This is a genomic window from Allobosea sp. (assembly GCF_036675845.1).
Lineage (GTDB): Bacteria > Pseudomonadota > Alphaproteobacteria > Rhizobiales > Beijerinckiaceae > Allobosea.
The window spans coordinates 1-12,867 of record NZ_JAKFED010000010.1 but is presented as its reverse complement, the minus strand read 5'-3'; the positions used below and the strand labels follow the sequence as shown (position 1 = coordinate 12,867).

The 12,867-nt window shown below is 67.3% G+C and carries 13 protein-coding genes and 1 tRNA gene; 9 read left to right on the top strand and 5 right to left on the bottom strand.

Features of this window, described 5'->3' with window-relative positions; all coding sequences use genetic code 11:
• Positions 1-557 (bottom strand): acyl-CoA dehydrogenase family protein (locus V6M56_RS00580; RefSeq protein WP_332680621.1); only part of this gene is annotated, 557 nt, incomplete at its 3' end.
• A gap of 133 nt (positions 558-690) precedes the next feature.
• On the opposite strand from V6M56_RS00580, the gene V6M56_RS00575 reads away from it, so the two are divergent.
• Positions 691-1,383, top strand: a complete 693-nt coding sequence (locus tag V6M56_RS00575; protein ID WP_332680620.1) for a winged helix-turn-helix transcriptional regulator — start codon at positions 691-693, stop codon at positions 1,381-1,383.
• Between the two features lie 310 nt (positions 1,384-1,693).
• Positions 1,694-2,659: a tripartite tricarboxylate transporter substrate binding protein gene (locus V6M56_RS00570; protein WP_332680619.1), complete on the top strand. Its 966-nt coding sequence runs from the start codon at positions 1,694-1,696 to the stop codon at positions 2,657-2,659.
• 130 nt (positions 2,660-2,789) lie between these two features.
• Here the strand turns inward: V6M56_RS00570 and V6M56_RS00565 are convergent, their stop codons facing one another.
• The 3 genes from V6M56_RS00565 to lipB all read right to left on the bottom strand — a co-directional run bounded on the left by V6M56_RS00565 (position 2,790) and on the right by lipB (position 5,606).
• Entirely contained in the window at positions 2,790-4,397 is a 1,608-nt protein-coding gene (locus V6M56_RS00565) for a carboxyl transferase domain-containing protein (protein WP_332680618.1), read from the bottom strand.
• A 214-nt stretch (positions 4,398-4,611) separates the two neighbouring features.
• Complete coding sequence (locus V6M56_RS00560; protein WP_332680617.1) at positions 4,612-4,815, bottom strand: hypothetical protein; 204 nt, start codon at positions 4,813-4,815, stop codon at positions 4,612-4,614.
• Positions 4,816-4,898: 83 nt separating this feature from the next.
• Positions 4,899-5,606, bottom strand: a complete 708-nt coding sequence (gene lipB / locus V6M56_RS00555) for a lipoyl(octanoyl) transferase LipB (protein ID WP_332680616.1) — start codon at positions 5,604-5,606, stop codon at positions 4,899-4,901.
• Positions 5,607-5,738: 132 nt separating this feature from the next.
• Between lipB and V6M56_RS00550 the strand changes: the two genes are divergently transcribed.
• From V6M56_RS00550 to V6M56_RS00520, 7 genes are all read left to right on the top strand, one after another.
• Positions 5,739-6,008 carry a FliM/FliN family flagellar motor switch protein gene (locus V6M56_RS00550; protein ID WP_332680615.1) on the top strand — a complete coding sequence of 90 codons (270 nt, stop codon included), beginning with the start codon at positions 5,739-5,741 and terminating at the stop codon, positions 6,006-6,008.
• Positions 6,009-6,260: 252 nt separating this feature from the next.
• A tRNA-Leu gene (locus V6M56_RS00545) sits at positions 6,261-6,345 on the top strand.
• Between the two features lie 190 nt (positions 6,346-6,535).
• Complete coding sequence (gene mgtE / locus V6M56_RS00540; protein ID WP_442881042.1) at positions 6,536-7,936, top strand: magnesium transporter; 1,401 nt, start codon at positions 6,536-6,538, stop codon at positions 7,934-7,936.
• A gap of 91 nt (positions 7,937-8,027) precedes the next feature.
• Positions 8,028-8,966 carry a glycoside hydrolase family 25 protein gene (locus V6M56_RS00535; RefSeq protein ID WP_332680614.1) on the top strand — a complete coding sequence of 313 codons (939 nt, stop codon included), beginning with the start codon at positions 8,028-8,030 and terminating at the stop codon, positions 8,964-8,966.
• A 185-nt stretch (positions 8,967-9,151) separates the two neighbouring features.
• Positions 9,152-10,066: a glycoside hydrolase family 25 protein gene (locus V6M56_RS00530; protein ID WP_332680622.1), complete on the top strand. Its 915-nt coding sequence runs from the start codon at positions 9,152-9,154 to the stop codon at positions 10,064-10,066.
• Positions 10,067-10,340: 274 nt separating this feature from the next.
• Positions 10,341-11,513: an isovaleryl-CoA dehydrogenase gene (locus V6M56_RS00525; RefSeq protein ID WP_332680613.1), complete on the top strand. Its 1,173-nt coding sequence runs from the start codon at positions 10,341-10,343 to the stop codon at positions 11,511-11,513.
• Between the two features lie 131 nt (positions 11,514-11,644).
• Positions 11,645-12,163, top strand: a complete 519-nt coding sequence (locus tag V6M56_RS00520) for a gamma-glutamylcyclotransferase family protein (RefSeq protein ID WP_332680612.1) — start codon at positions 11,645-11,647, stop codon at positions 12,161-12,163.
• Between the two features lie 136 nt (positions 12,164-12,299).
• Here V6M56_RS00520 and V6M56_RS00515 read toward each other — a convergent pair.
• Positions 12,300-12,867: ABC transporter ATP-binding protein (locus V6M56_RS00515; RefSeq protein WP_332680611.1), on the bottom strand; the 568-nt coding region annotated here is incomplete at its 5' end.

Here is a 12,867-nt window from a genome sequence, read left to right as displayed (position 1 = left end):
CTCCCGTCCTCCCCCTCATGGATCGCGCCGGTCATCAGGATGTCTCCGGCCTCCGCGCCGGAGGTGAACACCTTCCGGGCCGTGATGCGATAGCCGTCGCCGTCCCTCTCGGCTTTCCCCGAGCCGCCGATCCAGTCCGAGCCGCCGGACGACAGCAGGATGATCTTCTCGGCGGCGATCCGCTTCAGCAAGGGCTCGACGGCGGCGACCTTCTGGTGCCGCCAGCGCCAGGCGGGGATGGCGACCTGGTGCGTGTGCATGGAAAAGGCGAGCGCGGTGGAACCGCATGCCCGTGCGAGCACGCGCAGCATCTCGGCGAGCTCGGGTATCTCCGCGCCGCCGCCGCCGAGTTCCCGCGGGACGCCGGCCTCGACCAGGCCCGCCTCCTTCAGCAAGGCGTAGTTCTCGGTGACGAAACGGTCGTTCTGGTCGATCTCGGCGGCTCGCTCGGCGAGCTTCCGTGAGAGATCATGCGCGGTTTCCACGACGCTGGCGGGACACGCGCTACCGGCGACGAAGGATGAGGCAGGAGCTATCGAGGCGGTGTTCGTTGACATGACGTCCTCCATTGCTGCGAGGCTGAAGGATCACCGCTGAAGCCGTGAGGTTCCAGTTCTGCAACTGTACCACGACATTTTTTGCGCCACACTGATCCGATACCGTTCGCCCAAAAGAAGAGCGGGGTTCGCAATGGACAATCGCGGCGGCTATGGCCAATTCTGCCCGGTATCGATGGCGTCGGAGATATTGTGCAGTCGCTGGACGACGCTGGTGGTGCGCGAGCTGCTCTGCGGCAGCACCCGCTTCAATGACCTGCGGCGCGGCCTGCCGAAGATGTCGCCCGCCCTGTTGTCGAAACGGCTCAAGGAACTGCAGCAAGCCGGCGTGATCACCGTGTCGCGCAGGACCAGCAGTTCTGTCGAGTACCATCTGTCCGAAGCCGGCGAGGAGCTCAGATCCTTGATCATGGGGCTCGGCAACTGGGCCCAGCGCTGGATGGAATCGCGACTTTCGCTGAAGAACCTCGATCCGTCGCTGCTGATGTGGGACATGCGCCGAAGCATCAACGTCAAGCTGTTGCCCGAGCGTCGCTGTACGATACAGTTTCTGTACCCCGAGCTGTCGCGATCGCAAAAGAGCTGGTGGCTGGTGGTGGATGGCGGCGGCGTCGACCTCTGCAATTTCGATCCCGGCCATCAGCTCGATCTTCTCGTCACGAGTTCCTTGCACTCGATGACGGCGATCTGGATGGGGCTGACGACGATCAAGAAAGAGTCGGACAGCGGACGGCTTGAGATCGATGGCGATCCCTCGCTGGCAAGCTCCATGCAGCAATGGCTGGGGCTCAGCAGTTTCGCCCACGAGCCACGGCGGGTGCAGTGACGAGGGCGACGACCCGACGCCTGCGATCAGCGCGGGCGGGATTTGGCGCGGCCGTCATTCTCGGGCGAGGCCCTCGGGTCCGACCTTCGGTCGGCCCAAGGATAAACTCCGTGCAGACCCGAGAATATCAGAACGGGAGGGCGCAGCAGAAGCTGTCTGCGGTCTGAGATGCTCGGGTCAAGCCCGAGCATGACGCTCGGCGCTCGCCCTGCATACAAAATTCCGCATACCATCTTGCCCCCGGCGCCCGGGCGCACTACCCATTGCATACAAGAAGCGCCTTTGAGCGACCGACCATGGGAGGATCGAGATGAACAGCTTCAGGAAGACCGCCTTCGCCTTCGCCGCGCTGCTCGCCGGCGCCGCACCGGCCTTCGCCTTTCCCGACCGGCCGGTGCAGCTGATCGTGCCCTGGGCCGCCGGCGGCGGCATGGATTCGGTGATGCGGATCTTCGCCAACGGGCTGGAAGCCGAGCTCAAGCAGCCGGTCAACGTCATCAACCGCACCGGTGGCGGCGGCATCACCGGCCACACGGCCATCGCCACTGCGGCGCCCGACGGCTACACCATCGGCGGCGCCAGCCCCGAGATTTCCTTCTACAAGGCGCTCGGCCTCGGCGAGTTGACGCCGGACAGCATCGACATGTTCTCGCGCATCTCGCTGATCCCGGCCGGCGTCACGGTCAAGGCCGACAGCCCCTACAAGACCATCGCCGACTACCTGAAGGCGGTGAAGGACAGTCCCAAGGGCACGCTGATGGCCTCCGGCACCGGCGTCGGCGGCTCCTGGCACATCGCCTCGGGCGGCCTCCTGAAGGCGGCAGGCATCGCGCCGGACGCCGTGCGCTGGGTGCCGAGCAATGGCGGGGCGCCAGCCCTGCAGGATCTCGTCGCCGGCGGCCTCCAGGTCTTCACCGGCTCGCCGATCGAGGCCAAGGGCATGCTCGAGGCCGGCCGGGTGCGCACCATCCTGCTGATGACCGAGGAGCGCCATCCGAGCTTCCCGGACGTGCCGAGCGCCAAGGAGGCCGGGCTCGACTGGACCTATCAGAACTGGTTCGCGCTGGCCGCGCCGAAGGGCGTGCCGGCCGACCGCCGCAAGATCCTGTTCGAGGCGGCGCAGCGCACCATGCAGCGCGAGGACGTCCGCAAGGGCATGGCCGATCGCGGCATCACCCCGGTCTGGGACAAGCCGGAAGAGTTCGCCGCCTACGTCAAGGCCTTCACCGAGCGCGGCAATGCCGTGCTGAAGGATCTCGGCCTGGCGAAGAACTGACGAAGGGCGCGGCGCGCCCTTCGTCATTCTCGGCCGGAGCGAAGCGCAGAGCCGAGAATCTCGTAACGATGAGGCTCCCGGAGCCTCATCCGGCCTGAGATGCCCGGGTCAGGCCCGGGCATGACGGCTGCTACATCCTGAACACGCCGAAGCGCGTCTCGGGCACCTCCGCGTTGAGGCAGGCCGAATAGGCCAGCGCCAGCACGCGCCGCGTTTCCGAGGGCAGGATGATGCCGTCGTCCCAGAGCCTCGCCGTGGCGTAATAGGGCGAGCCCTCGGCCTCGATCTTGTCGCGGATCGGCGCCTTGAAGGCCTCCGCATCCTGCGCCGTCCAGGGCTTGCCCTCGACCTCGAGATTGTCGCCGCGCACCGTCGCGAGCACGCTCGCAGCCTGCTCGGCGCCCATCACCGAGACCTTCGAATTCGGCCAGGCGAACAGGAAGCGCGGCGAATAGGCCCGCCCGCACATGCCGTAATTGCCGGCGCCGAAGGAGCCGCCGACCAGGATGGTGATCTTCGGCACCCGGGCCGAGGCGACGGCGGTGACCAGCTTGGCGCCGTCCCTGGCGATGCCGCGCGTCTCGACATCGCGGCCGACCATGAAGCCGGTGATGTTCTGCAGGAAGAGCAGCGGGATGCGGCGCTGGCAGCAGAGCTCGATGAAATGCGCGCCCTTCAGCGCGCTCTCCGAGAACAGGATGCCGTTATTGCCGATGATGCCGACCGGGATGCCGTGGATGCGGGCAAAGCCAGTGACCAGCGTCGTGCCGTAGAGCCGCTTGAACTCGTCGAACTCCGAACCGTCGACCAGCCGGGCGATGACCTCGCGGATGTCGTATTGCTTCTTCAGATCGGTCGGGACCACAGCCTCGAGCTCTTCGGCGGCATAGAGCGGCTCCACCGCCTCGGCGATGTCGATATCCGGGCGCTTGACGCTGTTGAAATTGCCGGCGATCCGCCGGGCGATGGCCAGCGCATGGGTGTCGTCGCCGGCATAGTGATCGGCGACGCCCGACAGGCGGGCATGGACGTCGGCGCCGCCGAGATCCTCCGCCGAGACGACCTCGCCGGTCGCAGCCTTCACCAGCGGCGGGCCGCCGAGGAAGATCGTGCCCTGCTTCCTGACGATGACGGTCTCGTCCGACATCGCCGGCACATAGGCGCCGCCGGCGGTGCAGGAGCCCATCACCACGGCGATCTGCGGGATGCCGAGCCCGGACAAGGTCGCCTGGTTGTAGAAGATCCGGCCGAAATGCTCGCGGTCGGGAAAGACCTCGGTCTGGTGCGGCAGGTTGGCGCCGCCGGAATCGACCAGGTAGATGCAGGGCAGCTTGTTCTCGCGCGCGATCTCCTGCGCCCGCAGATGCTTCTTCACCGTCATCGGGTAATAGGTGCCGCCCTTGATGGTGGCGTCGTTGCAGACGACCATCGCCTCGCGCCCGGCGACGCGGCCGATGCCGGCGATCATGCCGGCGCCGTGCACGTCCTTCTCGTACATGTCATAGGCGGCGAGCGAGCCGATCTCGAGGAAGGCCGAGCCCGGATCGAGCAGGCGCAGCACGCGCTCCCTCGGCAGGAGTTTTCCGCGCGCCGTGTGGCGCTCGCGCGAACGCGCATTGCCGCCGAGCGCGGCGGTGGCGCGGCGCTCCTGCAGTTCGCCACGCAGCGTCGCCCAGGCTTCGGCGTTGGCGCGCGTCTCGGCCGAATTCAGGTCGACCTTGCTCTCGATGACCGGCACGTCGCGCTCCCTGGAGCCCGTTCCGATCGGCTTGCACCGCAAGCTGATCGGAACGGTCTCTCATCTCAAGTTCAGAAACGGATTCACCGATCGGATTGATTCAATCCGATCGGATCCGGCTCTAGCGAAATCTCGTCCGCGGGTTATGGCGCGGCGCGGGCAAAACGCCAACCGGCACCGGCGCCAAGCCGCGCCGTGCGCGAAACTGCGCGCCCTACTCCTGCAGGCGCCTGACCGAGCCGGTGACGGTCGGCGCCGCGACCGCGCCGATCGCGCCGCCGGCGACGGCACCGATCGGCCCGCCGATCAGCGCGCCCGTACCGGCGCCGGCTGCGGCACCGGCGATGCGCTCATCCGTGGTGGTGCAGGCGCCGAGAAGGGCCGCCAGGCAGCCTGCGAAGAAGATCGTCCTCATCATTGTCCCCATGCATGACTCGAATCGGTCGAGCATGGGCGGCGATGGTCAATGGAAGGTGAACGCCCGTGCCGGCCCGGTGCCGTTCATCGCTCGGCAGCGACGGTCGGCCCGAAGACCAGCTCGAACTGGGCCCGCAGCAGGCTGTCGACCTCCGGCATCGTCACCGGCAGGCCGAGATCGACCAGCGAGGTCACGCCATGGCCGGCGATGCCGCAGGGCACGATGCCGTCGAAATGCGAGAGCTCCGGCTCGACATTGAGCGAGATGCCGTGGAACGAGACCCAGCGCCGGACGCGGATGCCGAGCGCGGCGATCTTGTCCTCGACCTCGGCGCCCTTCTCCGGGCGGCGCACCCAGACGCCGACGCGCTCCTCGCGGCGCTCGCCGCGGATGTTGAACTCACCGAGCGTGCCGATCAGCCAGGCTTCGAGCGCAGCGACGAAGCGGCGCAGATCCGGCTCGCGCCGCTTCAGGTCGAGCATCACATAGGCGACGCGCTGGCCGGGGCCGTGATAGGTGAACTGGCCCCCTCGCCCGCTGCGATGCACCGGAAAGCGCCCCGGCACCAGCAGGTCCTCATCCTTCGCCGAAGTGCCGGCGGTATAGAGCGCGGGATGCTCGACCAGCCAGACGCGCTCGCGCGCCCGCCCATCCGCGATCAGCGCGGCGCGGCTCTCCATCTCGGCGACGGCAGCCTCATAGCCGACCGGAGCCTCGGCGATCACCCATTCGACCGGTGCCGAACCCGCCTCGGGCAGGAAAGAAACCGCAAGCGCCTCGCGCGTCTTCACCTTGGATTAACCCTGTCCGTTCAACTCTTGTAAACCGGCAGCGCCCGTTCGCCTCGCCGTGCTCATGCGCCGTTTTCCGCGTCGCTGGCAAGTTCGTGGAATGATTGTGAAGTAGGCTTGCGGAGGCGGATTTTGAAGGCCGATCTCGATCTCGTCTCGATGGAGCTGACCGTGGTGCTGGGCTCGACTCAGATGCCGATCTACAAATTGCTGCGCATGGGGCGCGGCGCGATCATCGAACTCAACGCCAGCGAGACCGACGAGGTCCAGATCCTCGCCAACAACCACCCTTTCGCCAAGGGCCATGTCGTCGTCAGCGGCACCAAGATTTCGGTCGAGATCACCGAGATGCTGAGGCGGCCGACGGTGTTCACGCTCGATACCGTCGCGGAAGCCGCCTGACCCGCGGCCCGCGGTTTCCTCAAGCCTTTTGTTGCCAGTCGCCGGCGTGCCGCAATCGGCGCGCTGAACGCCGAATCGCCGGCTTTCTGTCGTTGCCGCGGCACCAGGATGCAGTTTCCGACGGCCCGTCGCACGGCCTTTGGAACTTCTCCCGATTTTCCTTCGCGCTGGCTCTTGTAGCGGGGGATTCGATTTGGTAGACCCGCGCCGCTCTGGAGTTCGCCGCCGCCGCGCGGCATGCTTCGAGCCGCTGCGGTCATGGCGGAATTGGTAGACGCACTACCTTGAGGTGGTAGCGGGGAGACCCGTGGAGGTTCGAGTCCTCTTGACCGCACCAGTTTAGGGCTCATGCCCCGCAAAACGGCGATCCGCGAGGGTCGCCGTTTTTCGTTGTGCCGCGCCGCAGTTCCGTCGCGAAACGGTCACGGCGCGTTCATGCCGCGTTGCCACGAGGACGCGCCGCTGACACAAGGGCGGCTCGCCGCCCTCAAGCCAATCCCGCAGCCTCGCATCCTGGAGCCGGACCGATGGTGAAAGCCGAGATCGCTCCCGACGAGACGCGGCCGATCCGTGACGAAGAAGGCGTCATGGACGAGGGCTTCGTCGAGCAGGTCTCGCAGGCCGTGCTGCTGTCGGACCTGACGACGCTGCGCCGCCTCGTCGCCGACCTTCACGAGGCCGATCTCGGCGGCCTGCTCGAGGCGCTCGACAGCGAGGAGCGGCCGAAGCTGATCTCCCTGCTCGGCGGCGATTTCGACTTCACCGCCCTGACCGAGGTCGACGACGCCGTCCGCGAGGAGATTCTCGACGAGCTTTCGCCCGAGACCGTCGCCGAGGGCGTGCGCGATCTCGACACCGACGACGCGGTCTACATCCTCGAGGACCTCGACGAAGCCGACAAGAACAGGATTCTCGACCAGTTGACGCCGGCCGAGCGGACGGTGCTGCAGCAGGGCCTGGACTATCCCGAAGGCTCGGCCGGCCGGCGCATGCAAGCCAAGTTGATCGCGGTGCCGCCTTTCTGGAGCGTCGGCCAGACCATCGACTTCCTGCGCGAGACGCAGGACCTGCCCGAACGCTTCTTCGAGATCTTCGTCGCCGATCCGAGCCATCGTTTTATCGGCGCGGTCAGGCTCGACCGCCTGCTGCGCACCAAGCGGCCGGTCAGCATCGCCGATCTGATCGAGGATGGCCGCCGCATCGTCGAGGCCGACGACGACCTCGAGGACGTGGCGCGGATGTTCCAGCGCTATGACCTCGTCGCCGCCCCGGTCGTCGACAAGAGCGGCCGCCTCGTCGGCGTGATGACCATCGACGACGTCGTCGACGTGATCGAGGAAGCGGCCGACGACGACGTCAAGCAGCTTGCCGGCGTCGACGCGGACGAAGAATTGTCGGACTCGGTGCGCGAGGTGGCGCTGAGCCGCTTCCGCTGGCGCTTCATCAGCCTGGTCGCCGCCTTCGTCAGCGCCTCGGTGATGGCGATGTTCGAGGCGCAGCTGTCGAAGCTCGTCGCTCTTGCCGTGCTCGCGCCGATCGTTGCCAGCCAGGGCGGCAACGCCGCGACCCAGACGATGACGGTCGCGGTGCGTGCGCTGGGCACCGGCGAGCTCGGAAGCTGGAACATGAGCCGCTTCTTCCGGCGCGAGATGATCGTCGGGCTGCTGAACGGCGTCGCCTTCGCGGCGATCACCGCGATGGTGGCCGGTTTCTGGTTCGCCAACGCCATGCTTGGGGCGGTGATCGGCCTGGCGATGGTGGCGACCCTCATCGTCGCAGCGCTCGCCGGCGTCGCCGTGCCGCTGACGCTGCACAAGCTGCGCATCGATCCGGCGGTCGCGTCCGGCACCTTCGTCACCACCGTCACCGACGTCGTCGGCTTCTTTTCCTTCCTCGGCATCGCGACGATTCTGCTGCGTCTGGGCTGAGGGGACGACCATGGCCGCCACGGAAAGGCCGGTAACGTAAACCGGACGTCAAGCTTTCTCCTTAATCTTGCGACAGATGATCTGCCGCCGCATGCGAAACCCTTTTCCCGCCTCGTTCGTCTTCGCGGCCGCGCTCGCCTTACTCGGCGGCTGCGTGGCGCTGGACCATTATCCGAGCAAGGGTGACGCGCGGCCCCATCCCGGCGTCGAGGCCGCCCGTCGCTACGCGATCCAGGGCATCGACATCTCGCGCTGGCAGGGCGAGATCGACTGGGCTTCGGTCAAGGCGGCCGGCACCCGCTTCGCCTATATCAAGGCGACCGAGGGCGGCGACCATATCGACCCGGCTTTCCTGCGGAACTGGGAGGGCGCGCGCCGCGCCGGCGTCGCCCGTGGCGCCTATCACTTCGTCTTCTGGTGCCGGCCCGCCCATGAGCAGGCGGTCTGGTTCAAGCAGCACATCCCCAACGATCCCGACGCCCTGCCGCCGGTGCTCGATGTCGAGTGGAACGGCCATTCCAAGACCTGCCCGAAGAAGGTCGAGCGTTCGCTGGCGCTGGAGAAGATCCGGCTGATGCTGACCGAGCTCGAGCAGCACACCGGCAAGAAGCCGGTCATCTACACCGACATCACCTTCCACAAGGACGTGCTGGAAGGCGAGTTCGACGACTACCCCTATTGGATCCGTTCGACCGCGGCCAAGCCCGAGGCCCGCTATCACGACCGGCGCTGGGCCTTCTGGCAGTTCACCACCACCGGCCGCGTCCCCGGCATCAAGGGCGATGTCGACCGCAACGCCTTCTTCGGCAATGACGGCGAATTCGCCGGCTGGCGCTCCGGCCAGTTCGACATCGGCACCCGCACCTGGAAGCGGGAGCGGCCGGTGCCGGGCAATCCGAGCCCCGGCCCCGAGCGTCCGCCGGCGCAAACGCCGGTCGCCACCCTCCCCGGCGCCAGCGCTCCCGTTGCGGCCGCCTTCCACCCCGCCGCCGCCCGGCCCGACGACCTCGCCGAGCCGGAAGCCGAGTGAGCCAGGCCCGCACGCCCGGCCGCTTCGCCGGTTAACCAAGGCTGAAGCCGGCCGCGCGAATGCTAACCACCTCTTAACCCGGCCGCCGCCTATCCTGCCTGTGAATACAGGAGAAGAGCATGGCGCGCCGCGCTGAGACCCGCCCGGAAGCGCGCCACAAGCCTGGCCTCCCCTATCGCCTCGTGATGGCGGCGGCGCTCGGCCTGCTCTGCGCCACGCCGGCCGAGGCGCTCTATCCGAAGAAGGGCGATTCCAGCCCGCATGCTGGCGTCAGCGACGCCCGCCGCCGCGTCATCCAGGGCATCGACGTCTCGCGCTGGCAGGGCGAGATCGACTGGGCCAGGGTCAAGGATGCCGGCACCCGCTTCGCCTTCATCAAGGCGACCGAGGGCGGCGACCATCTCGATCCGAGCTTCCGCAAGAACTGGGAAGGCGCGAAGAAGGCCGGCGTGCCGCGCGGCGCCTATCATTTCGTCTGGTGGTGCCGCCCGGCCAAGGACCAGGTGCGCTGGTTCAAGCGCCATATCCCGAAGGACCGCGACGCGCTGCCGCCGGTGCTCGACGTCGAATGGAACGGCCATTCGGAATCCTGCGGCAAGAAGATCCCGCGCGAGAAGGCGCTCGCCAAGATCCGCGTAATGCTGAAGGGCCTCGAGGAGCACACCGGCAAGAAGCCGATCATCTATACCGACATCACCTTCCATGAGGACGTGCTGGAGGGCGAGTTCAACGGCCATCCCTATTGGCTGCGCTCGACCGCCGCGCCCCTGCGCCACCGCTATGAACGCAAGCAGTGGGAGTTCTGGCAGTTCACCACCACCGGCCGCGTCCCCGGCATCACCGGCGATGTCGACCGCAACGCCTTCTTCGGCACGGAGGGCGAGTTCGTCGCCTGGCGCGACGGCCGCTTCGACATCGGCGCGCGCCAATGGCGCGGCGGACCTAAGGTCGCCGCGCCGAAGCCGCCCGCGCGCCCGGTCGGGATCAAGGCCACGAAGATCGCGCGCGACGCGCCGCCCAGATTGATCCCGCCGGCGCGGCCGCCGAAATCGGCGCAGGCGCGCGAAGTCGCCAGCACCGGCTCGATCCGGCGCAACTGACACGAACAGCGCGAAACTGCGCTGAGATGCTTTTCGACCAAACTCGCCGTCATTCCGGACAAGCCGGCAGCGGCGCCGCTCCGGAATCCATCGTAGCGCAGCGCCCTACGATGGATTCCGGCGCTCCGCTTCGCTACGGCCGGAATGACGGCACGAGGTGAACGATCCGCAGGGCCATGTGCATCCGCGCAGAACGGGACCTCTGACTCGCCCGCTGACTCGGGCGCCATCCGCGCTATAAGGCAGGAAACCGCATCCTGCCCGGGAGGGACTCATGCTCGCCAACGCGCCGCGCCCGTTCAACTTCGACCTCGGCGAGACCGCCGACGCGATCCGCGACACGGTCCACGCCTTCGCGCAGGAGAAGATCGCCCCGCGCGCCGAGGAGATCGACAAGACCAACCAGTTCCCGCGCGATCTCTGGCCGCAAATGGGCGCGCTCGGCCTGCACGGCATCACCGTCAAGGAAGAGGATGGCGGCGCCGGCCTCGGCTATCTCGAGCATTGCGTCGCGATCGAGGAGGTCAGCCGCGCCTCGGCCTCGGTCGGCCTCTCCTACGGCGCCCATTCGAACCTTTGCGTCAACCAGATCGCCCGCAACGGCAATGCCGCCCAGAAGGCGAAGTATCTGCCGAAGCTGATCTCCGGCGAGCATGTCGGCGCGCTCGCCATGTCAGAGCCCGGCTCGGGCTCCGACGTCGTCTCGATGAAGACCAAGGCACTGAAGAAGGGCGACCGCTACGTCCTCACCGGCAACAAGATGTGGATCACCAACGGCCCGATCGCCGAGACGCTGGTGGTCTATGCCAAGACCGATCCGGAAGCCGGCTCGCGCGGCATCACCGCCTTCCTGATCGAGAAGGGCATGAAGGGCTTCTCGACCCATCAGAAGCTCGACAAGCTCGGCATGCGCGGCTCCGACACCTGCGAGCTGGTCTTCGAGGATTGTGAGGTGCCGGAGGAGAACGTGCTCGGCCAGGTCGGCCGCGGCGTCAACGTGCTGATGAGCGGGCTCGACTATGAGCGCGTCGTGCTCTCGGCCGGCCCGCTCGGCATCATGCAGGCGGCGATGGACATCGTCCTGCCCTATGTCCACGAGCGCAAGCAGTTCGGCCAGTCGATCGGCGAGTTCCAGCTCGTCCAGGGCAAGGTCGCCGACATGTATGTCGCGATGAATTCCTGCCGGGCCTATGTCTACGCCGTCGCCAAGGCCTGCGACCGGGCCGAAACCACCCGCGAGGACGCCGCCGGCGCGATCCTGATCGCCGCCGAGAAGGCGACGCAGCTGGCGCTCGACGCGATCCAGCTCCTCGGCGGCAACGGCTATATCAACGACTATCCGACGGGCCGCCTGCTGCGCGACGCAAAACTCTACGAGATCGGAGCGGGGACGAGCGAGATCAGGCGGATGCTGATCGGGCGGGAACTGTTCAACAAGACGAAGTGAGGGCTACCAGCGTCATGCCCGGGCTTGACCCGGGCATCTCAGGACGAGAAGCCTGTGTCAGGCAGGCGCCTTCCCTTCCCGAGATTCTCGGGTCTGCGCTTCGCTCCGCCCGAGAATGACGTGGTGCTCGCATGCCTCTCTACTTCGCCTACGGCCTGAACATGGACGTCGCCGGCATGCGCGAGCGCTGCCCGCGCTCGAAGGCGCTCGGCCTCGCCCGCCTGCCCCGCCACCGCTTCATCGTCACCACCGACGGCTATGCCTCGGTGATCCGCGACCCGCGCGAGAGCGTCCACGGCGTACTCTGGGACTGCGCGCTCGGCGACATCCGCACGCTCGACAAGTTCGAGGAGCTCGCCAGCGGCCTTTACGTCAAGATCAGCCAGCCGGTGATCGTCGAAGGCGGGGCGAAGCGGGCGCTGGTCTATCTCGGACGCAGCGGCATGCCCGGAAAGCCCCGGCCCGGCTATCTCGAACAGGTCGTGACAGCAGCGAAAGAGTGGGCTCTGCCAGAGGCTTACATCGCCGGCATGACTCGGTTTCTGAGCAAGCCGAATCTCGATCTGAAGTCCTTGAATCGGGATGCCAGCGAGGCGCTGCCGCCGGGCCCGGTTCCAGGCGTCCGGCCGCGCGCCGCCGCGCCGAAGTAACGACACCGTCATTCCGGACAAGCCGCGAAGCGGCGTAGATCCGGAATCCATCATCGGGCTCGGCTCCCGACGATGGATTCCGTCATTCCGCTTCGCTCAAGCCGGAATGACGGAGCAAGGGGTGGAACTGGCGGCTCTACGCCGCCAGCCCCTTGGCCAGCTCGCTGACCTGCTTCTCGAACAGCGCCCGGTAGGCGCCGTCCTCGCGGGCGAGCAGAGCCTCGTGCGGGCCCTCCTCAACCACCTTGCCGCGGTCGAAGACGAGGATGCGGTCCATCGCGCGCACGGTCGAGAGCCGGTGCGCGATGACGATGGTGGTGCGGCCTTCCATCAGCCGCTCCATCGCCTCCTGGATCAGCGCCTCCGATTCCGAATCGAGGCTCGAGGTCGCCTCGTCCAGGATCAGGACCGGCGCATCGGCCAGGAAGGCCCGCGCCAGCGCGACACGCTGGCGCTCGCCGCCCGAGAGCTTGACGCCGCGCTCGCCGACGAGCGTGGCATAGCCCTTGGGCAGGCGCATGATGAACTCATGCGCATTGGCCAGCTTCGCCGCCTGCTCGATCTGCGCTTGCGAGGCGCCCGGCCGGCCATAGGCGATGTTCTCCGCCAGCGAGCGGTGGAACAGCACCGGCTCCTGCTGCACGATCGCGATCTGCGAGCGCAGCGAGGCCTGCGTCGCTGTGGCGATATCGCGCCCGTCGATG

Bases quoted from the DNA above. Each gene is read 5' to 3' on its own strand.
- V6M56_RS00525 (WP_332680613.1), top strand. From the start codon at position 10,341: ATGCTCGCCAACGCGCCGCGCCCGTTCAACTTCGACCTCGGCGAGACC.
- mgtE (WP_442881042.1), top strand. From the start codon at position 6,536: ATGGTGAAAGCCGAGATCGCTCCCGACGAGACGCGGCCGATCCGTGAC.
- V6M56_RS00530 (WP_332680622.1), top strand. From the start codon at position 9,152: ATGGCGGCGGCGCTCGGCCTGCTCTGCGCCACGCCGGCCGAGGCGCTC.
- V6M56_RS00535 (WP_332680614.1), top strand. From the start codon at position 8,028: ATGCGAAACCCTTTTCCCGCCTCGTTCGTCTTCGCGGCCGCGCTCGCC.
- V6M56_RS00575 (WP_332680620.1), top strand. From the start codon at position 691: ATGGACAATCGCGGCGGCTATGGCCAATTCTGCCCGGTATCGATGGCG.
- V6M56_RS00570 (WP_332680619.1), top strand. From the start codon at position 1,694: ATGAACAGCTTCAGGAAGACCGCCTTCGCCTTCGCCGCGCTGCTCGCC.
- V6M56_RS00560 (WP_332680617.1), bottom strand. From the start codon at position 4,815: ATGATGAGGACGATCTTCTTCGCAGGCTGCCTGGCGGCCCTTCTCGGC.
- V6M56_RS00520 (WP_332680612.1), top strand. From the start codon at position 11,645: ATGCCTCTCTACTTCGCCTACGGCCTGAACATGGACGTCGCCGGCATG.